This is a genomic window from Caulobacter sp. Root1455 (assembly GCF_001426905.1).
GTDB lineage: Bacteria > Pseudomonadota > Alphaproteobacteria > Caulobacterales > Caulobacteraceae > Caulobacter.
Map to the genome: position 1 here is coordinate 438058 of NZ_LMFQ01000001.1, position 18937 is coordinate 456994.

Genomic DNA, 18937 nt, shown 5'->3' on the forward strand with positions numbered 1-18937 from the left:
GATCAAGCGGCGCCGACGCGGCTAGTTCGGGTTTGGGTCTCGCCTGTGGCCTTGCGGACAGCCTCCACCGCGGCCTCGAACGCCAACAGCGTCGAGGCATGACGGGCGGGATAGTCCTTGACCGGCTCCAGCACGGCGAGCTCCGAAAATCGGCCCTGGGGAGGTGGGCCGCCTGATTTCAGCATAGCCTGCAAGGCGTCCCGGGCCAACTCGATCTCGGAAAGATCCGCTCCGACCACCTGGGCGCCGAGGATCGCGGCCGAGGCCTGGCCCAGGGCGCAGGCGGCCACGTCCTGAGCGAAGTCGGCGACCTTGCCGTCCCGGACCGTGACGTCGACCACGATCCGGCTGCCGCACAGCTTGGCCGTCTTCTCGGCGCTGGCGTCGGGCGCGGCCAGGCGTCCGGCCCGGGGCATGTTGGCCACCAGGCTCAGGATCCGGGCCGAATAAAGGTCGTCGATCATGCCGCTTATGTGGGGCTGTTCTGGCGCTGCGACCAGAGGTGTTCGGCCCGCGCCTTCACCGCCTCGCCCATCCGGGTGAAGGCGGCCTTCAGCTGGCGGCGTTCGTCGCGGCTGACGAAACGGACCAGCGGGCCCATGAACAGCTCGCCGTTCGAGAAGGTGGAGCCGACGTCGCTCATCTTCTCGATCTCCAGATAGCGGATCGCCGTCACGAAGCCGTTCAGCCGCTTGGTGCGCCAATGCAGCTGTTCGTAGGGCACCCAGTCCTGGACCACGGCCTCGACCAGCCGGGCCTGGCCGTCGTCGACCACCAGATCGAAGCGCAGCGAAGTGCCGATGCGCATCTCGCCCTCCATGCGGGGATGGACCGGATTCCAGTCCTTCCAGGTCGCGAAGTCGGAGATCACTTCCCAGACGATCTCGGCGGGGGCCAGCACCCCGGTACGGTGTTCTACAGCGCGTTGCATGGTCGTCCGTCTAGCACTCTCAAGCGATGAAACCCAAGCCGCTGGCCTTCTGGAAGACCGGTAGGTCGAGGGACGGCGGGTCGATCCCGGCCTGGCTGAGCAGGCCGTGAACCTGACCACGATGGTGGGTCTGGTGGTTGAAGAGGTGGGTCAGGGTGGCCCACATCGGCTGGGTCACCACCGATCCGTCGGCGATCCGCGTCCAGCGGAACACGCCGGCCAGCTGCTCGTCGGTCAGGGCGGCGACGTGGCTCGACAGCGCCGCGTCCTCGTGGCTCCGCGCCTCGCGCAGGGTCGCCAGGTCGTGGAAGATCACCGCGTCCAGTCCGTGCGGCGGCAAGGTTTCGCCCCGCAGCCGCGCCAGCCACATCCGGTCGGTGACCAGCAGGTGGTTCAACGTCCCGTGGATCGAGCCGAAGAACGCCCCGCGCTCGGCCTTGTAGTCCGCCTCGTCCAGCATGGCGCAGGCCGCGTGGAGGCGATGATTGGCCCAGGCGTTGTATCCGGCGAACATCTGGAAATAGGCGCGCATCTCGGGCTCCTGGGTTCCTCGGGTGTGTATTTAGTCCTTCATTCGCCACGTGGCGCCGGCGGGACCGTCCATGACCACCACGCCCAGGCCGTCCAGCTCGGCGCGGATGGCGTCGGCGGCGGTCCAGTCCTTGGCGGCGCGGGCCTCGACCCGGCGCTTGAGCAGATCTTCCACCTTGGCCTTCAGGTCGTCGTCGGCGTCGCCCTCGAACCAGGCGTCCGGATCGGCCTGCAGCAGGCCCAGCAGGGCGCCGGCCGACAGCAGGCGGGCCTTGTTGGCGGCGATCGCGGCCTCGTCGCCGGCCGTCACGGCCCGCTCGATGGCGCTGGAGATCTCGAAGAAGCCCGACACCGCCAGCGGCGTGTTGAGGTCGTCCGACAGGGCGGCCAGCACGTCGACCGGGCCGTCGACGTCGGTCGCGGCCTCGATGCTCTTGGCGCGGCGCAGGGCGCCGTACAGGCGGTCCAGCGCCTTCCGGCTCTGCTCGACCAGCTCAGGCGTCCAGTCTAGCGGCTGGCGGTAGTGGCCCGACAGCAGCGCCCAGCGGATCACCTCGCCCGGCGTGGTCTTCAGCAGCTCGTGCGGGATGATCACATTGCCCAGGCTCTTGGACATCTTCTCGCCGGACATGTCGAGGAAGCCGTTGTGCAGCCAATAGTTCGCCAGCACCGGCGCGCCGTGGGCGCAGCGGCTCTGGGCCAGTTCGTTCTCATGGTGCGGGAAGGCCAGGTCGATGCCGCCACCGTGGATGTCGATCGTCTGGCCCAGCGCCTTGTCGATCATGGCCGAGCACTCGATGTGCCAGCCCGGACGGCCCGCGCCCCAGGGGCTGTCCCACTCGGGCTCGTTCTCCTTGGACGGCTTCCACAGCACGAAGTCGGCGGGGTGGCGCTTGTAGGGCGCGACCTCGACCCGGGCGCCGGCGATCATGTCGTCCAGGTCGCGGCCCGACAGCGCGCCGTAGTCGGGGAAGGCCTGGGTGTCGAACAGCACGTGGCCCTCGGCGGCGTAGGCGCTGCCGTTGGCGATCAGGGCGGCGATCATCTCGACGATCGGGCCCATGTGCTCGGTGGCCTTGGGCTCCAGGCTGGGCGACAGGGTCAGCAGGGCCGCGGCGTCCTGATGGTAGGCGGCCAGGTAGCGGTCGGTGATGACCTTGATCGCCACGCCCTCGGTCGCGGCCTTGGCGTTGATCTTGTCGTCCACGTCGGTGACGTTGCGGGCATAGACCACCGCGTCCTCGCCATAGACGTGGCGCAGCAGGCGGAACAGGACGTCGAACACCACCACCGGCCGGAAGTTGCCGATGTGGGCGTGGTTGTAGACCGTCGGCCCGCAGACATACATCGTCACCCGGCTCGGATCGGCGGGAACGAAGTCGCGCTTCTCGCGCGCCATGGTGTCGTAGAGCTTGATGGTCATGGGAAGGGAGCGGCCTGACGTCGCGGGAGTGTTGCGGGGATACGGATTGGCCCCATATAACGAGAGCACGCGCGCACGACCATGCTTATTGGTCCCAATGCGCGACGGGTGGCACGCGTAATTCCAGGACGAAAGGCGTCCTGGCGCAACTCAGCCCGTGGAAAGACCTTCCCCACACATGGACGCACGGACCTGCGAGCGAACCCTGACCGATCTCGAGAACGACATCGGTCTTGATCTTGAACCCGCCCAGCGCCCCACCCGAGACGAGGCCATGGCCGCCGTCCGGACCCTGCTGGCCTGGGCCGGCGACAACCCCGACCGCGAAGGCCTGCTCGATACGCCGCAGCGCGTGGTCGACGCCTATGGCGAGTGGTTCGCCGGCTATCGCGGCGATCCCGCGCAGGAGCTCAGTCGCACCTTCGAGGACGTGCAGGGCTATGACGACATGGTCATGCTGCGCGGCATCGACGTGCAGAGCCATTGCGAGCACCACATGGCGCCGTTCCTGGGCAAGGCCTGGGTGGCCTACATGCCGACCGGCAAGGTCGTGGGCCTGTCCAAGCTGGCGCGCCTGGTCGAGATCTTCGCCAAGCGTCTCCAGACCCAGGAGACCATGACCATGCAGATCGCCGACGCCATCGAGGACCACCTCAGCGCCGCCGGCGTGGCCGTGCTGATCGACGCCGAGCACCAGTGCATGTCGACCCGCGGCGTGCATCACCACGACGTCTCGACGATCACCACCCAGTTCCGCGGCGCGTTCAAGACCGACAAGGTCCTGCAGCAGCGCTTCATGGACCTGGTGACGCGGAAGTAGGTTGAAAGTCCCTGCGTCCTTCGAGGCCGCTTCGCGGCGCCTCAGGATGAGGAAGTCTGTACTGCTTTCCTCATCCTGAGGAGCGAGCCATAAGGCGAGCCTCGAAGGACGCACGGCGTTTCCGTGGGGGCGTAAGATGTTGAAGACGTGGCTGGCGGCTCTGGCCGTCGCGATGACGGCGGGCATGACCATGGCGCAGACCCCGAAAGCTCCCTGGGAATCGGAAATCCTTCCCCCGGCCCTGGCCTGGCATGGCGCCAGCGAGACGCTGATCGCCAAACCGTCCGATCCCTGGATCACGCCGTCGGAGCTGACGGGCCTGACCGGCTCGCCGAACTATGCCGAGACCCGCGCCTGGCTGGAAAAGCTGGACGCCGCCTCGCCGCTGATCCGCATGGAGGTGTTCGGCAAGTCGCCCGAGGGCCGCGACCTGCTGGTGCTCTACGTCTCCAAGGACGGCGAAAAGTTCGATCCAAACAAGCCCGTGCTGCTGGCCCAGGCCGGCATCCATCCGGGCGAGATCGACGGCAAGGACGCCGGCATGATGCTGCTGCGCGACATTGCTTTCGAAAGGGGGGCCTTCCACGGCAAGGACAATCCGCTGAACAGCGTGAACCTGGTCTTCGTGCCGATCCTCAGCGTCGACGGTCACGAGCGCGCCAGCCCCTACAGCCGTCCCAACCAGCGCGGCCCGCTCATTCAGGGCTGGCGGCACACGGCCCAGAACCTCAATCTGAACCGCGACTACGGCAAGCTCGACGCGCCGGAGATGCGGGCGATGATCACGCTGATCGATCGGGTGAAGCCCGACCTCTACATGGACATCCACGTCACCGACGGCGAGGACTACCAGTACGACGTCACCTATGGCTGGGCCGGCTACCAGGGCGACTTCGCGCGCTCCAAGGCCACCAGCGCCTGGCTGGACAAGGCCTTCCTGCCGGCCACCGAGGCGGGCCTGAAGGCGGCGGGCCACATCCCCGGCCAGCTGGTCTTCGGCCTGGACAACCGCGACCCCAAGAAGGGCCTGGGCGCCTCGCCGGCGTCCTTGCGCTATTCCAACGGCTACGGCGACGCCGCGCGGATCGCCACGGTGCTGGTCGAGAACCATTCGCTGAAGCCCTACCGGCAGCGGGTGCTCGGGACCTACGTCCTGCTGGAGGAGACCCTGAAGGTCCTGGCCAAGGACGGCGCCGCCCTGCGGGCCGCCGAGCGGCAGGACCGCGCCCAGCGGCCCGCCGTGATCAAGGCCAATTTCGGGACCAGCTTCGGAGGCGCCGGCAAGCCGCTGCACACCGTGAGCTTCCTGGGCGTGCTGTACGAGACCTACGACTCCCCCGCCTCGGGCGGCAAGGAGGTGCGCTGGCTGGGCAAGCCCGATCCCAAGCCCTGGTCGCTGCCGCTCTACACCAGCGAGCCGTCGCTCGACCTGACTCCGGCCAAGGCCTACTGGGTCTCGTCGGCCAAGCCCGACATCATCGAACGTCTGCGCATCCACGGCGTCCAGATGGAGACCCTGGCCGCGCCCAGGGCGGTGTCGGTCGACATGATCCGCCTCACCGCGCCCAAGCTCGCGACACGCGCCAGCGAAGGCCATGTCGAGATCGACGCCGGCCCGGTCACCCACGAGACGCGCACCGTCACCTTCCCCGCCGGCTCGGTGCGGATCTCGACCGACCAGCCGCTGGGCGAGATGGTGACCCTGCTGCTGGAGCCGGAAAGCGACGAGAGCTTCTTCGCCTGGGGCATGTTCCCCGAGGTGTTGCAGCGCGTCGAATATATCGAGGGCTACGCGATCGCCCCGCTGGCCGAGAAGATGCTGGCCGCCGATCCCAAGCTGAAAGCCGAGTTCGAGGCCAAGCTGGCGGCGGACCCGAAGTTCGCCGCCGATCCCGATGCGCGGCTGGGGTGGTTCTACGCGCGGACGCCGTATTACGACGACCATTACAAGCTCTATCCGGTCGGGCGCGAGCTGTAGGGGCGGGGACATGCCCTCGCGGCGTGTCCCCAACCAGGACCCCCGCGCGCGAAGGGGACACGCCGCAAGGGCATGTCCCCGATCGTGACCGGCCTTAGTCGCCTCCCCGACGATCCGGCTTGCCAGCTTCCGCGAACGCTGAACCTTATGCCGCTCACGTTCGACTAGTTTCATGAGTGACGATCGATGGACACCATCGCCTCCGGACACGCCGCCGCCCTGTGGGTGGGGCTGCACGTCCTGCTCCTGCTGACCCTGTCGCTGCTGGTCGTGCGCCTGCGGCAGAAACACAAGGTCGCCCTGGGCGATGAAGGCATTCCCGAACTGGCCCGCGCCATCCGCGCCTTCGGCAACGCCAGCGAGTACATCCCCGTGGGTCTGGCGGCGGTCATCGTCCTGGCCCTGGTCGGCGCTCCGCCGCTGGCCATTCACGTGGTGGGTCTGGTGCTGTTCGCCGGCCGGCTGATCCACGCCGTGGGCCTGTCCAACAGCGGCGGCGCCTCGATCCCGCGCGCCGTCGGCATGATCTGCACCTGGCTGGCCTACATCTTCGGCGCGGTCGCCCTGCTGTTCTACGCGATCGGCTGATCCCGCTTTCCAAGCCGCCCGGACCAGGGCGTTTCCGGCCGTCCCGAAAGGGCCGCCGCTCGTCCCACGCCCCTGGATCGCGGCCAGGCCCTGGCCGATGTCTTCCTCACCGACCAGCGAGGAAAGACGTCATGACCATCGGTTCGAACACGACACGCAGAACCCTGCTGGCGGCCCTGCTGGCCCTGCCGGCGGCGGCGACCCTGAAGATCGACCGCGCCGTGGCCGCCGTGATGCGCCGGGCCCGTCCCGGAACGGCCGCCTGGCCGACGGACCAGCAGTGGGCGTCGCTGAACGCCGCGGTCGGCGGGCGGCTGAAGCCGGTGGTACCGCCCCGGCTCGACGGCCCCGAGGCCGCCAAATGGCTGGCCGATCCCTTCTATGTCAGCGACCAGCCGGGCCTGACCCAGAGCTCGGGCTGGCTGGACGGCTGGACCTCGTCGCCCAGCGCCTGTGTCGTCCGCGCCGAGCAGGCCTCGGACGTCGCCCAGGCCGTGCGCTTCGCCGCCGAGCACCAGCTGCGCCTGGTCGTGCGCGGCGGGGCCCACAGCTACATGGGCGGCTCCAACGCCCCCGACTCCCTGCTGGTCTGGACCCAGGGCCTGCGCGACATCGCCCTGCACGAGGCCTTCACGCCCCAGGGCTCGAGCGCCGCGCCAACGCCCGCCGTCTCGGTCGGCGCCGGCTGCCTGTGGGTCGACGTCTACGACGCGGTGACCACCAAGGCCGGCCGCTACGTCCAGGGCGGGGGCTGCACCACCGTGGGCGTCGCCGGCCTGGTCCAGGGCGGCGGCTTCGGCAGCTTCTCCAAGGGTTTCGGCCTGGCCGCCGCCAGCCTGCTGGAGGCCGAGATCGTCACCGCCGACGGCGCGGTCCGCGTCGTCAACGCCAGCCAGGAGCCCGACCTGTTCTGGGCCCTGAAGGGCGGCGGCGGCGGCACGTTCGGGGTCGTCACCCGCCTGACCCTGAAGACCCACGACCTGCCCGAGAGCTTCGGCGTCGTGAGCTGGACGATCAAGGCCTCGTCCGACACCGCGTTCCGCGACCTGATCGCCGCCTTCATCGCCCACTACGCCGATCACCTGCTGAACCCGCACTGGGGCGAGCAGGTCCGCACCCACACCGACAACAGGCTGGAGGTCCAGATGGTCTTCCAGGGCCTGGACGTCGAGACCGCCCGAGCCGCCTGGAAAGACTTGGCCGAGTTCGTGAAGGCGCGCCCGAAGGCCTATCAGGCCCCCGATCCCGTGGTGCTGGCCCTGCCCGCCCGCCACTTCTGGAACCCGGCCGTCCTGGGCAAGTACGCCCCCGAGGCGATCAAGGTCAGCGATCGTCCCGGCGCGCGGCCGGGCGACTACTGGTGGGCCGGCGACGGCGAGCAGGTCGGAGCCTTCTGGCACGCCTACACCTCGGCCTGGCTGCCGGCCTCGCTGCTGAAACCTCAGGATCAGGGCAAGCTGGTCGACGCCTGGTTCGCCGCCAGCCGCCACTGGACGGTGTCGTTCCATTTCAACAAGGGCTTGGCCGGCGCCTCGCCCGCGACCCTGGCCGCCTCGCGCGACACGGCGATGAACCCGCAGGTGCTGGACGCCTTCGCCCTGGCGATCATCGCCGGGTCCGGCGACCCGGCCTATCCCGGCATGCCCGGTCCCGATCTGGCCGAGGCCCGCGACCACGCCGTCCGCGTCCACAAGGCCATGGACGCCCTGAAGACCGCCGCCCCGGACGCCGGCGGCTACCTGTCGGAATGCGACTTCTTCACCCGCGACTGGCAAGCGTCCAGCTGGGGCGGCCACTGGACGCGGCTGGCGGCGATCAAGCAGCGCCACGACCCCGACGGCCTGTTCGTGGTCCACCACGGCGTCGGCAGCGAAAGGTGGAGCGCGGATGGCTTCACCCGGCGGGCCGGCTAGGTCTTTCGCACTTCCAACCGCTGTCATCCCGGACAAGGCCCGAAGGGCCGCCGATCCGGGACCGCCGGAAGCGCCTGCGTTCACGCGTCGGTCCCGGATCTTCGCGCTGCGCGCTCGTCCTCGTCCATAAGACCGCATGGACGAAAACCTGTTGAACGACGTGCTCGCCGCCGCGCGAACCGCTGGCGCCGACGCCGCCGAAGCCGTGTTCGCGCAACGCCAATCCCTCTCCGTCAGCGTTCGCCTGGGCGAGCTGGAGGAGGTCGAGCGCGAGGAGTCCCGCGACATCGGCCTGCGAGTGTTCGTCGGCAAGCAGAGCGCCACGGTGTCGGGCTCGGACATCTCGGCCGAGGGCCGCGCCAAGCTGATCGACCGGGCCGTGGCCATGGCCCGCCTGGCCCCCGAGGACCCCTACGCCGCCCTGGCCCCGGCCGAGCGTCTGGCGCGCGCGCCGTTCCGGGAGCTGGACCTCTATGACCCGACCGAGCCTTCGGCCGAGGCCCTGGAGGCCCAGGCTCGCGAGGCCGAAGCCGCCGCCCGCGCCACCCCGGGCGTGACCAATTCCGACGGCGGCTCGTCGTCGTGGAGCGCCTCGACCTGGCGGCTGGTCACCAGCGAAGGCTTTTCCGGCCTGCACCAGGCCAGCGGCTTCGGCGTCTCGGCCTCGGCCATCGCCGGCGAAGGGGCGGGCATGGAGCGCGGCGGCGAGGGCCGCTCGGCCCGCCACGCCAGCGACCTGCCCAGCCCGCGAAGCATCGGCGCCAAGGCCGGCGAACTGGCCGTCGCCAAGCTGAACCCCCGCAAGCTGGACTCGACCACCGCCCCGGTAATCTTCGAGAACCGCCTGGCCATCTCGCTGCTCAGCCCGCTGATCGGCGCGATCTCGGGCCCGTCGATCGCCCGCGGCACCTCGTTCCTGAAGGACAGGCTGGGCCAGCAGATCTTCGCCAAGGGCGTGAACCTGCTGGACGACCCGTTCCGGCCGCGCGGCCTGGGCTCGGCGCCGTTCGACGACGAGGGCGTGGCCTGCGAGGCCCGCGCCCTGATCGACGACGGCGTGCTGACCACCTGGCTGATGAACATCAGCTCGGCCAAGCAGCTGGGCCTGGAAAGCACCGGCCACGCCTCGCGCGGCCTGGCCGGCCCGTCCGGCGTCTCGACCCATAATCTGACGCTGCAGCCCGGCGACAAGGATCTGGCGGGCCTGATGGCCGACGCGGGGACCGGCCTGCTGGTGACCTCGATGTTCGGCCCCTCGTTGAACGGCAACACCGGCGACTGGTCGGTGGGCTGCTCGGGCTTCTGGTTCGAGAACGGCGTCTCGACCGGTCCGGTCACCGAGATCACCGTGGCCGGCAACCTGATCGACATCTACGCCCGTCTGGTCCCCGGCTCGGACCTGGAGATCCGGGGGGCCAGCAACAGCCCGTCCCTGCTGGTCGACGCCCTGGCGATCGCCGGAAAATGACCGACCTGGACCTGATCCTCGCCGCGGCGCGCGAAGCCGGAGCCCTGGCGCTCTCGGCCCGCGAGGCTGGGCTGAAGATCTGGTCCAAGGACGGCGGCTCGCCGGTCACCGACGCCGACCTGGCGGTGGACGCGCTGCTGAAGGACCGCCTGGGCGCGGCCCGGCCGGCCTATGGCTGGCTGTCGGAGGAGACGGTCGACGATCCGGCCCGGCTGGTCACCGCGCGCCAGTTCGTCGTCGATCCGATCGACGGCACCCAGGCCTTCATGAAGGGCAAGCCCTGGTTCGCGGTGTCGATCGCCGTGGTCGAGAACGGCCGCCCTGTGGCCGGCGTGGTCCACGCTCCGGCCCTGGACGAGACCTATGTCGCCACCCTGGGCGGCGGCGTGTCGCTGAACGGCGCGGCGATCAGCCCCAGCGACACCGAAGACCTCGAGGACGCCGCCATGCTGGGCGACGCCAAGATGTTCATCCATCCGGCCTGGGCCAACCCCTGGCCGCCGATGCGGGTCGAGAGCCGCAACTCGATCGCCTATCGCCTGTGCCTGGTGGCCGGCGGGGCCTTCGACGCGGCGGTCGCCCTGTCGCCCAAGAACGAGTGGGACCTGGCCGCCGCCGACCTGATCTGCGCCGAGGCCGGGGCGGTGCTGACCGACCACAAGGGCGCCGCCTTCCGCTATAATCGGGCGAATCCGCTGCTTCCGAGCGTGGTTTGCGCCAATCGGGCGCTTCACCCGTTGATCCTGTCACGCGTCGGGCATATCGACCTGCCGCAACGATAACTTCCGCGCAGGAAATTCCACGCCATGAGCGACAAGCAGCTTCTTCACCTCGTGATCGGCGGTGAACTGAAGAACGTTTCCGATATCGAGTTTCGCGACCTGAGCCAGGTCGAGTTCGTCGGCGCCTACGCCAACTACGCCGAGGCCCACAAGGCCTGGAAGGCCAAGGCCCAGGCCACGGTCGACAACGCCCACGCCCGGTACTTCATCATCCACGCGCACAAGCTGCTGGATCCGAGCCTGGATTAGGATCTACCTGAAAGGTCCTCCCCCTGTGGGGGAGGTGTCGGCGCAGCCGACGGAGGGGGGAATATTCGGCAGGCGGTTGCGTCTCGACGCTCGATCCTAAAACTCCCCCCACCGATCGCTGCGCGATCGCCTCCCCCACAGGGGGAGGACCTAAAGCTACTCCCGCCGCAAAAGCCCTTCCGTCACGATCCCGCCGATCATCCCGGCCCGGAAGTCGGCCTTGATCTTCACCGGATCGTAGTCGGGGCTCTCCACCCACTGGGTGAAGGTCAGGCCCTTGGGGGCGGCGTCCTTCAGGTAGCGCTCGAAGGTGTAGTCCAGCACCCCGGTCTTGCCCTGCTTGATGTGCAGGTACTTCAGCGACAGCTGCTCGATGGCTTCCTCGATCGGCAGGCCCAGGCGGTAGTGGGCGTAGAGCACGCTCATGATGCCGGCCCGGTCCGCGCCGGACTTGCAGTGCATCAGGGCCGGATATTCGATCGACTCGAACAGGTCGCGGGCGCCCAGCACCCGCTCCTTGATCGGGACCTCGCGCGAGGTGATCACGAAGTCGACCATCTTCAGGCCGACCTTCTCGCAGGCGTATTTCTCCAGCGCGTAGAAGCTGCCGTCGAACCCGCCGCGCAGGTTGATGACGGTCTTGACGCCCTTCTTCTTCCACTCGGCCAGCTGGTGCGGCCACGGCTGGTTGGTCCGGACCAGCTCCGGGCTGATCCAGTGGTCGTTCTTGAAACCCAGGCGCAGATAGGCGTGGTCGTTCCACAGATAGGAGAGATAGGTGCGAAAGCGCCCCCAGCGGGTTGTGGTGTCGTAGCTGGGCAAACGGGCGATCCTTCGTGAATGCGGGCTAAATAGGCGCCACAGCCCTGTAATGCAAAAGCCACAGCGCCGCACCCCCGCCGCAATGATTGGCCATTGCCCAGCTTGACAGTACGGCCCCGAAATCCGACCCCTGGCCCCATGACCGAACCCGCCGCGCCGCAGACGACCAACCGCGCCCTCGCCGCGCGGATCTGGCGCGACTACCTCCGGCCGCGCCGCGGAACCCTCGCGATCGCGATGATCAGCGCCGCGATCGTCGCCGCCCTGAGCGCGGGCCTGGCCAAGGTGCTGGAGCCGGCGGTGGACCAGCTGATCACGCATCCGCAGCCCGGCGCCCTGTGGCGCATCCCGCTGCTGATCGCCGTGATCGCCATCTCGCGCGGCCTGTTCCAGGTGCTGCAGACCCGGTCGATCAACCAGATCGGCAACGGCGTGGTCGGCGACATGCAGGTGCGATTGTTCGGCAAGCTGGTGCGCTCGGACCTGGCCCGCCTGCGCGGCGCCCATTCGGGCTCGTACGTCTCGTCGATGCTCTACGACGCCACCCTGATCCGCGAGGCGGCGACCAGCGGCGTGGTCAATTACACCCGCGAGATCCTGACCGTGGGCGGCATGCTGGTGGTGATGTTCCAGCTGGACTGGATCCTGGCGACCGGCGTGCTCGTCGTCGCCCCCGTCGCCAGCCTGTTCATCCGGCGGTTCTCCAAGAAGACGACCAAGGCCGCCAAGGGGGCCATGGGCGAGACCTCCAACCTGTCGACCGCGATCATGGAGAGCCTGGACGGGGTGAAGATCGTCAAGATGGAGAACCGCGAGGCCTATGAGGAAGGCCGCGTGGCCGCGGTGATCGAGCGCCGCCAGCGCCATCTGATCAAGGGCTCCAACGCCAAGGCGATGGCCGCGCCGGCCACCGAGACCTTCGGAGCCCTGATCACCGCCGCCGTCTTCGTCTATGCCGGCTGGCGGGCCAGCACCGGCGGCATGACGGCCGGCGCGTTCACCGGCTTCCTGTTCGCGCTGGGGGCGTCCCTGCAATCGCTGCGGCAGGTCGCCAACCTGCAGACGGTGTTCAGCGAGGGCTTCACCGGCGCTCGCCGCCTGTTCGAGGCGCTGGACGTCGAGGCCGCCATCGTCGATCCCGCCAACGCCAAGGCGCTGCCGGCCGGCGAGGCGGCCATCGCCTTCGACCATGTCAGCTTCGCCTATGGCGACAACGCCCCGGCCCTGTCCGACGTCAGCCTGACCGCCAGCCGGGGCGAGACCGTCGCCCTGGTCGGCCCCTCGGGCGGCGGCAAGAGTTCGATCCTCAACCTGATCCCGCGCTTCTACGACGTCACCGCCGGGGCGGTGACCATCGACGGCCACGACGTGCGCGGCGTGACCCTGGCGTCCCTGCGCGACCGGATCGCCCTGGTCACCCAGGAGCCGTTCCTGTTCGACGACACGATCCGCGCCAACATCGCCTACGCCCGGCCCAGCGCCGCCGAGGACGAGATCGAGGCCGCGGCCCGCCAGGCGGCGGCCCATGACTTCGTCAGCGAGCTGCCGCTGGGCTACGACACCATCGTCGGCGAGGCGGGCGCGCGGCTGTCGGGCGGCCAGCGACAGCGCATCGCCATCGCCCGCGCCTTCCTGAAGGACGCCCCGATCCTGCTGCTGGACGAGGCGACCAGCGCCCTGGACACCGAGAGCGAGGCCCAGGTCCAGGCGGCGCTGGAGCGGTTGATGGCCGGCCGCACCACCATCGTGATCGCCCACCGCCTGTCGACCGTGAAGGACGCCGACCGCATCTATGTGATCGACAAGGGTCGGGTCGTGGAAACCGGAACCCACGGCTCGCTGGTCCGTCACAATGGCCTCTACGCCCGCCTGGCCAAGGCCCAGGACCTGGATCAACTGCCGGAGACTTCCGCTTGAGGCCGCTGCGTTCGCCCTGGGTGATGATCCTGCTGGCCAACCTGATGGCCGGCTATCTGCGGCTGGTCTACGCCACCCTGCGCTGGACCCGCGAAGGCCAGGAGCACGCCCAGGCGGTGTGGGCGCAAAGCCTGCGCGACAAGAGCGGGGCGATCCTGGCCCTGTGGCATTCGCGCGTGCCGGTGGGGCCGTCGACCTGGCCGCAGGGGGCCGACAAGCCGCGGATCCGCGTGCTGGTCTCGCAATCGCGCGACGGCGAGTTCATCGCCCGCACGATCAGCAAGCTGGGCTTCCCCTCGATCCGCGGCTCGTCGGTCAAGAAGACCGACACCGCAAAAAACAAAGGCGGCGAGCAGGCTTTCCGCGACATGGTCAAATGGGTGCGCGACGGCGGGGCCATGGCCATCACGCCGGACGGCCCGCGCGGTCCGGTCGAGGAGATGCAGAAGGGCGCCCTGGCCCTGGCCAGGATGACCGGCGCGCCGGTGCTGTTCGTCGGCCTGGCCATGAAGCCGTGCATCCGCCTCGACACCTGGGACCGCACCATCATCCCCCTGCCCTTCGCCAAGGCCGCCATGGTCTGGGACGGACCGGTGACCATGGGCCGCGACGACGACCCCGACGTACTGGTGGGAACCTGGGCGGCGCGGCTGTCGGCCGTGAACCGGCGGGCGGAGGCGCTGGTGGGGGAGACGGCGGTCAGGGACTAGGTCCGAGGACCGAGGCTCACTCCCTTGCCCCCACCTGACCGCTTCGCGGTCTGTCCGCCCCCATGGGGGGCGGAGGACGCGCGCACGAAGCCTCTTTTCCCCTATGGGGGAAGACGACCGCGAAGCGGTCCGTAGGGGGCAAGCGTGTGAACCTCCAGGGATGACGGTTGAAAGGGTGAGGGCTTGGTGGGATGTAGACCCCATGCCGCACGACCACGCCGACCACGCTCACGACCACCATGATCACGATCATGGTCACGACCATTCCCACGGTCACGACCACGGCCACCACCACCACGGCCCCGGCGGCCACAGCCATGCGCCCAAGGATTTCGGCCGGGCCTTCGCGATCGGCGCGGCGCTGAACATCGGCTTCGTCATGGCCGAGACCGCCGCCGGCCTGATGACCCATTCGCTGGCCCTGCTGGCCGACGCCGGCCACAATCTGTCCGACGTGCTGGGCCTGTTCATGGCCTGGGGCGCGGTGATCCTGGCCAAGAGGGCTCCGGGCGGACGCCACACCTACGGCCTGCGCAAGGGCACGATCCTGGCCTCGCTGACCAACGCCGTGGTGCTGCTGGTGGCGATCGGGGCCATCGCCTGGGAGGCCGTGCGCCGCTTCGCCGATCCGCAACCGATCCAGGCCGGGCCGGTGATGATCGTCGCGGGGATCGGCATCGTCATCAACACCGCCACGGCGCTGATGTTCATGAGGGGCTCCAAGGACGACCTGAACATCCGCGGGGCCTTCCTGCACATGGCCGCCGACGCGGCCATCTCGGCCGGGGTGGTGGTGGCCGCCGCCGTGATGTGGTTCACCGGCTGGCTGTGGCTGGACCCGGTGGTCAGCCTGGGCATCGTGGCGGTGATCGTGCTGGGCACTTGGAGTCTGCTGCGCGACTCGCTGGACCTGGCCCTGGACGCCGCCCCGCGCGGCATCGACCCCAAGGCGGTCAAGGACTGGCTGACCGCCCGCCCCGGCGTCACCGAGGTGCATGACCTGCACATCTGGGCGATGAGCACCACCGAGACCGCCATGACCGCCCACCTGGTGCGCCCCCTCGGGGCCGGCATGGTCGGCGAGGACCTCGACGCCTTCCTGCACGACGCCTGCGCCGAACTGAACAGCCGGTTCAACATCGGTCACGTCACGCTGCAGGTCGAGCACGGCGGCGCGGCGTCCTGCCGACTGGCCCCCGCGGACGTGGTGTGAGCCTTCCCCTGTCCCTGGCGCTCTATCGCGCGGCGACCACCGCGCTGGAGCCGTTCGCGCCCCTGCTGCTGGAACGCCGCGCCAAGGCCGGCAAGGAGGACCGCGCGCGGCTGCACGAGCGCCTGGCCCGGCCGACCATCCCGCGCCCCGACGGTCGGCTGGTCTGGCTGCACGGCGCCAGCGTCGGCGAGAGCCTGTCGATCCTGCCCTTGGTTGAACGCCTCCGAGCCGAGCGGCCGGACGCCGCGGTGTTGGTGAGCTCCGGCACGGTCACCTCCGCCGAACTGCTGGCCCGCCGCCTGCCGGCCGGGGCGATCCACCAGTTCCTGCCGGTCGACACCCCCGGCGGCGCCCGGCGGTTCCTCGATCACTGGCGACCGGACCTGGCGGTGTTCGTCGAGAGCGAGCTGTGGCCCAACCTGCTGCTGACCGCCAAGGCGCGCGGGGTGAAGCTGGCCCTGGTCTCGGCCAAGCTGTCGGACAAGAGCTATGCCGGCTGGCAGGCCCGTCCGTTCGCGGCCCATGAGCTGTTCAGCGGCTTCGACCTGATCCTGGCCCAGGACGGCCGCGCCGCCGACCGGCTCACCGCCCTGGGCGGAATGGTGGCTGGCGAGGCCGACCTGAAGTTCGGCTCGGCCCCGCTGCCCGTCGACGAGGCGGCCCTGGCCGGCCTGCGCGCGCGGCTGGGCGAGCGGCCGATGCTGCTGGCCGCCAGCACCCATCCGGACGAGGACGAGATCGTGCTGGACGCCTGGCGCGCCCTGGCCGCCAACAAAGACTACGGGCGGCCGCGTCTGGTGATCGTCCCGCGCCATCCCGAACGCGGCCCGGCCGTCGCGGACCTGGCCCTGGCGACCGGCGCCACGGTCAGCCTGCGCAGCCGGGAGCCCGACAGCTCGGCCGAGATCATCGTCGCCGACACCCTGGGGGAGCTCGGCCTGTGGTACCGGCTGGCGGATCTGGCCCTGGTGGCCGGCAGCCTGGTGACGGGGATCGGCGGCCACAATCCGCTGGAGCCGGCGCGTCTGGACTGCCCGATCGTCTCGGGCCCGCATGTCGAGAACTGGCTGACCGCCTATGCCGATCTGCGGGCCGCCGACGGCGTGGCCTTCGCCGACGCCTCGGTGCTGGGCGCGCGGCTGGCCGATCTGCTGGCTGGGCCGGAAATCCTGAAGCTGCAGGCGGCCCGCGCCCAGGCCTTCGTCGCCCGGCGCGACGCCGAGGCCCGGGCGGGCCTGGACCGCATCCTCGCGCTGCTGGACGCGGAGGCGGAGGCATGAAGCTGGCCACCCCGCGCTGGTGGTATCGCCGTGAGGGCGCGCCCAGCCCCGTCACCCGCGCCCTGCTGACGCCGCTGTCGTGGATCTGGGCGGCCCAGACCGCCCGGCGCATCGCCCGCACCCAGCCGCGCGGCGCCGACTGCGCGGTGATCTGCGTCGGCAACTTCACGGTGGGCGGGGTGGGCAAGACGCCGATCGTCCGCGAACTGCTGCTGACCCTGACCCAGCGCGGCCGCCGGGCCCACGGCCTGTCGCGCGGCTACGGCGGCAAGCTGCACGGTCCCGTGCGGGTCGACGCGGCCCGCCACACCGCCAAGGACGTCGGCGACGAGCCGCTGATGCTGGCCCAGGACTTCCCGATGTGGGTGTCGCGCGACCGGGTGCTGGGGGCGCGCAAGGCCGCCGCCAACGGAGCCGAGATGGTGGTCATGGACGACGGCCACCAGAACCCCGACCTGCGCAAGACCCTGTCGCTGGTGGTGGTCGACGGCGAAACCCGCGACGACGAGTGGCCGTTCGGCGACGGCAAGGTGTTCCCGGCCGGCCCGATGCGCGAGCCGCTGGCGGTGAGTCTCGCCCGCACCGACGCGGTGATCGTGCTGCTGCCCGACGACCTGCCGCAGGCCGATCCCGCGCTCTTGGCGCTGTTCGGCGACACCCCGGTGCTGATCGCCCGCCTGGAGCCCGCCGCGCCGCCGCCCAAGGGCCGCCAGGTCGGCTTCGCCGGCATCGGCAAGCCCTGGAAGGTCGAGCGCGCCCTGCAGGCCGCCGGCTGCCACCTGGTCGACTTCGCGCCCTATCCGGACCACGGCGACTATGACGAGGCGACGCTGAACTTCCTTTGGGAGCGGGCCCAGACCTACAGCGCGGGCCTGGTCACCACCGAGAAGGACTGGGTGCGGCTGCCGCAGGCCTGGCGGGACAAGGTCACGGCCTGGCCGGTGCGGGCGCGGTTCGAGGATGAAGGGGCGCTGGCGAAACTGCTGGAGTCAGCAGGGCTGTAGCTCACCCACTTGCCCCCACCTGGCGGCTTCGCCGCCTGTCCGCCCCCATAGGGGGCGGAGGACGCGGCTCCTCTTCCCCCTGTGGGGGAAGACGATCGCGAAGCGATCCGTAGGGGGCAGGTGCTAGCCGCCTAAGCGCCCGCCTTCTTCGCGAACTCCCACGCCCCCCGCGCCAGCACCGGCACCCGCGCCTCCATGATCTCGGCATGGGCGCTGGCCGCCGTGCCGTCGCGCACCCGGCCCACGATCCCCTGGCAGATCCCCGCCAGGCGGAAGAGGTTGTAGCTGAAGTACCAGTCAAGGTTCGGCAGGCCGTCGCGGCCGGTCAGCTTGCAGTACCGGGCCACCGCCTCCGGAATGGTCGGCACGCCATAGGCGGTCAGGTCCTTGATCTCGGCCAGGCCGCCGCGCTGGTCGGACGGCATCACCCAGTTCATCAGGAAGTAGCTGAAGTCGGCCAGCGGGTTGCCCAGGGTCGACAGCTCCCAGTCCAGCACCGCCACCACCTTCGGCTCGGTGGCGTGCAGGATCATGTTGTCCAAGCGGTAGTCGCCGTGGACGATCGACGTCACGTCGTCGGCGGGGCACGTGGTCGGCAACCACGCGATCAGCCGGTCCATGTCCTCGATCACCTTCGTCTCGGACGCCTTGTACTGCTTGGTCCAGCGGTCGATCTGGCGGGCGAAGTAGTTGCCCGGCTTGCCGTAGTCGGCCAGGCCGACGGCGGCGTAGTCGACATTGTGCAGGGCCGCCAGGGTGGCGATCTCGGCCTCGTAGATCGCCCGGCGCTCGGCCGGCTGGTAGTCGGGCAAGGTGCCGTCCCACAGGATCCGGCCTTCGACATTGTCCATCACGTAGAAGATCGTGCCGATCACGTCCTCGTCCATGCACAGGGCGTAGGCCTTGGCGACGGGGAAGTTGGCCTTGTTCAGGCCCGAGATCACCTTGAACTCGCGGTCGACGGCGTGGGCGCTGGGCAGCAGCTTGCCCGGCGGCTTGCGGCGCAGGACGTACTTCTTGGTCGGGGTGACCAGCTGGTAGGTCGGGTTCGACTGGCCGCCCTTGAACTGACGGACCTCCAGGGGACCGGCATAGCCCTCGACATGGGCCTCCAGCCAGGTCGCCAGCCTGGCCTCGTCGATGGCGTGGCGCGGGTCGACGGGCTTGGTACCGGAATTCAGATCCTGGGCGGACTGTTCGGCCACGGCCATGCGCTTCACTCCCCAACACTTGTTTGAAAGCGACATTAGAGCGTGGGGACGCCGACGCAACCCTCTCGACGGCCCCGCGGCAGCTTGAGCCGTCCCT

General features: G+C 69.7%; 18 protein-coding genes. 12 read left to right on the forward strand and 6 right to left on the reverse strand.

Annotated features, from left to right (window positions below):
* Positions 1–2 precede the first annotated feature (2 nt).
* Genes ASD21_RS01860 through cysS form a run of 4 tightly spaced genes read right to left on the reverse strand, consistent with a single transcriptional unit; the run spans position 3 to position 2885 of the window.
* The gene (locus tag ASD21_RS01860) at positions 3–464 is read right to left on the reverse strand and encodes an iron-sulfur cluster assembly scaffold protein (protein ID WP_056435848.1); all 462 of its coding nucleotides are present in this window, start codon (positions 462–464) and stop codon (positions 3–5) included.
* Between the two features lie 5 nt (positions 465–469).
* Positions 470–931, reverse strand: a complete 462-nt coding sequence (locus tag ASD21_RS01865; RefSeq protein ID WP_056435850.1) for an SRPBCC domain-containing protein — start codon at positions 929–931, stop codon at positions 470–472.
* Positions 932–950: 19 nt separating this feature from the next.
* Positions 951–1463, reverse strand: coding sequence for a DinB family protein (locus tag ASD21_RS01870; protein ID WP_056435853.1), 513 nt, complete (start codon positions 1461–1463; stop codon positions 951–953).
* 30 nt (positions 1464–1493) lie between these two features.
* Complete coding sequence (gene cysS, locus ASD21_RS01875; RefSeq protein WP_056435855.1) at positions 1494–2885, reverse strand: cysteine--tRNA ligase; 1392 nt, start codon at positions 2883–2885, stop codon at positions 1494–1496.
* 178 nt (positions 2886–3063) lie between these two features.
* Between cysS and folE the strand changes: the two genes are divergently transcribed.
* From folE to ASD21_RS01910, 7 genes are all read left to right on the forward strand, one after another.
* On the forward strand, positions 3064–3705 hold the full coding sequence (gene folE, locus ASD21_RS01880) for a GTP cyclohydrolase I FolE (protein WP_056435857.1): 642 nt from the start codon (positions 3064–3066) through the stop codon (positions 3703–3705).
* Positions 3706–3841: 136 nt separating this feature from the next.
* Complete coding sequence (locus ASD21_RS01885; RefSeq protein WP_056435860.1) at positions 3842–5683, forward strand: M14 family metallopeptidase; 1842 nt, start codon at positions 3842–3844, stop codon at positions 5681–5683.
* Between the two features lie 186 nt (positions 5684–5869).
* The gene (locus tag ASD21_RS01890) at positions 5870–6271 is read left to right on the forward strand and encodes an MAPEG family protein (protein WP_056435863.1); all 402 of its coding nucleotides are present in this window, start codon (positions 5870–5872) and stop codon (positions 6269–6271) included.
* 131 nt (positions 6272–6402) lie between these two features.
* On the forward strand, positions 6403–8184 hold the full coding sequence (locus ASD21_RS01895; protein ID WP_056435867.1) for an FAD-binding protein: 1782 nt from the start codon (positions 6403–6405) through the stop codon (positions 8182–8184).
* A gap of 136 nt (positions 8185–8320) precedes the next feature.
* The gene (locus tag ASD21_RS01900) at positions 8321–9652 is read left to right on the forward strand and encodes a TldD/PmbA family protein (RefSeq protein ID WP_056435870.1); all 1332 of its coding nucleotides are present in this window, start codon (positions 8321–8323) and stop codon (positions 9650–9652) included.
* Complete coding sequence (locus ASD21_RS01905) at positions 9649–10434, forward strand: 3'(2'),5'-bisphosphate nucleotidase CysQ (RefSeq protein WP_056435872.1); 786 nt, start codon at positions 9649–9651, stop codon at positions 10432–10434. Before ASD21_RS01900 ends, ASD21_RS01905 begins: the two co-directional genes overlap by 4 nt.
* Positions 10435–10458: 24 nt before the next feature.
* A complete protein-coding gene (locus ASD21_RS01910; protein ID WP_056435874.1) occupies positions 10459–10683 on the forward strand; it encodes a DUF4170 domain-containing protein in 225 nt (74 codons plus the stop codon).
* A 156-nt stretch (positions 10684–10839) separates the two neighbouring features.
* Here ASD21_RS01910 and ASD21_RS01915 read toward each other — a convergent pair whose 3' ends face one another.
* Positions 10840–11505 (reverse strand): fused DSP-PTPase phosphatase/NAD kinase-like protein, encoded by a 666-nt coding sequence (locus ASD21_RS01915; protein ID WP_056435876.1) that lies wholly within the window; start codon positions 11503–11505, stop codon positions 10840–10842.
* Positions 11506–11643: 138 nt separating this feature from the next.
* Here ASD21_RS01915 and ASD21_RS01920 point away from each other — a divergent pair, with 138 nt between their 5' ends.
* The 5 genes from ASD21_RS01920 to lpxK all read left to right on the forward strand — a co-directional run bounded on the left by ASD21_RS01920 (position 11644) and on the right by lpxK (position 17629).
* Positions 11644–13422: an ABC transporter ATP-binding protein gene (locus ASD21_RS01920; protein ID WP_056435879.1), complete on the forward strand. Its 1779-nt coding sequence runs from the start codon at positions 11644–11646 to the stop codon at positions 13420–13422.
* The gene (locus tag ASD21_RS01925; RefSeq protein WP_056435881.1) at positions 13419–14132 is read left to right on the forward strand and encodes a lysophospholipid acyltransferase family protein; all 714 of its coding nucleotides are present in this window, start codon (positions 13419–13421) and stop codon (positions 14130–14132) included. The genes ASD21_RS01920 and ASD21_RS01925 overlap by 4 nt, the downstream gene beginning before the upstream one ends.
* A gap of 202 nt (positions 14133–14334) precedes the next feature.
* Positions 14335–15345 (forward strand): cation diffusion facilitator family transporter, encoded by a 1011-nt coding sequence (locus ASD21_RS01930; protein ID WP_056435882.1) that lies wholly within the window; start codon positions 14335–14337, stop codon positions 15343–15345.
* Complete coding sequence (locus tag ASD21_RS01935; RefSeq protein WP_235524818.1) at positions 15342–16625, forward strand: 3-deoxy-D-manno-octulosonic acid transferase; 1284 nt, start codon at positions 15342–15344, stop codon at positions 16623–16625. The genes ASD21_RS01930 and ASD21_RS01935 overlap by 4 nt, the downstream gene beginning before the upstream one ends.
* The gene (gene lpxK / locus ASD21_RS01940; protein ID WP_056435883.1) at positions 16622–17629 is read left to right on the forward strand and encodes a tetraacyldisaccharide 4'-kinase; all 1008 of its coding nucleotides are present in this window, start codon (positions 16622–16624) and stop codon (positions 17627–17629) included. The genes ASD21_RS01935 and lpxK overlap by 4 nt, the downstream gene beginning before the upstream one ends.
* Before the next feature lie 131 nt (positions 17630–17760).
* Here the strand turns inward: lpxK and ASD21_RS01945 are convergent, their stop codons facing one another.
* The gene (locus tag ASD21_RS01945; RefSeq protein WP_056435884.1) at positions 17761–18840 is read right to left on the reverse strand and encodes a phosphotransferase; all 1080 of its coding nucleotides are present in this window, start codon (positions 18838–18840) and stop codon (positions 17761–17763) included.
* Positions 18841–18937 lie beyond the last annotated feature (97 nt).

Bases quoted from the DNA above. Each gene is read 5' to 3' on its own strand.
- ASD21_RS01860 (WP_056435848.1), bottom strand. From the start codon at position 464: ATGATCGACGACCTTTATTCGGCCCGGATCCTGAGCCTGGTGGCCAAC.
- ASD21_RS01865 (WP_056435850.1), bottom strand. From the start codon at position 931: ATGCAACGCGCTGTAGAACACCGTACCGGGGTGCTGGCCCCCGCCGAG.
- ASD21_RS01870 (WP_056435853.1), bottom strand. From the start codon at position 1,463: ATGCGCGCCTATTTCCAGATGTTCGCCGGATACAACGCCTGGGCCAAT.
- cysS (WP_056435855.1), bottom strand. From the start codon at position 2,885: ATGACCATCAAGCTCTACGACACCATGGCGCGCGAGAAGCGCGACTTC.
- folE (WP_056435857.1), top strand. From the start codon at position 3,064: ATGGACGCACGGACCTGCGAGCGAACCCTGACCGATCTCGAGAACGAC.
- ASD21_RS01885 (WP_056435860.1), top strand. From the start codon at position 3,842: ATGTTGAAGACGTGGCTGGCGGCTCTGGCCGTCGCGATGACGGCGGGC.
- ASD21_RS01890 (WP_056435863.1), top strand. From the start codon at position 5,870: ATGGACACCATCGCCTCCGGACACGCCGCCGCCCTGTGGGTGGGGCTG.
- ASD21_RS01895 (WP_056435867.1), top strand. From the start codon at position 6,403: ATGACCATCGGTTCGAACACGACACGCAGAACCCTGCTGGCGGCCCTG.
- ASD21_RS01900 (WP_056435870.1), top strand. From the start codon at position 8,321: ATGGACGAAAACCTGTTGAACGACGTGCTCGCCGCCGCGCGAACCGCT.
- ASD21_RS01905 (WP_056435872.1), top strand. From the start codon at position 9,649: ATGACCGACCTGGACCTGATCCTCGCCGCGGCGCGCGAAGCCGGAGCC.
- ASD21_RS01910 (WP_056435874.1), top strand. From the start codon at position 10,459: ATGAGCGACAAGCAGCTTCTTCACCTCGTGATCGGCGGTGAACTGAAG.
- ASD21_RS01920 (WP_056435879.1), top strand. From the start codon at position 11,644: ATGACCGAACCCGCCGCGCCGCAGACGACCAACCGCGCCCTCGCCGCG.
- ASD21_RS01930 (WP_056435882.1), top strand. From the start codon at position 14,335: ATGCCGCACGACCACGCCGACCACGCTCACGACCACCATGATCACGAT.
- lpxK (WP_056435883.1), top strand. From the start codon at position 16,622: ATGAAGCTGGCCACCCCGCGCTGGTGGTATCGCCGTGAGGGCGCGCCC.
- ASD21_RS01945 (WP_056435884.1), bottom strand. From the start codon at position 18,840: ATGGCCGTGGCCGAACAGTCCGCCCAGGATCTGAATTCCGGTACCAAG.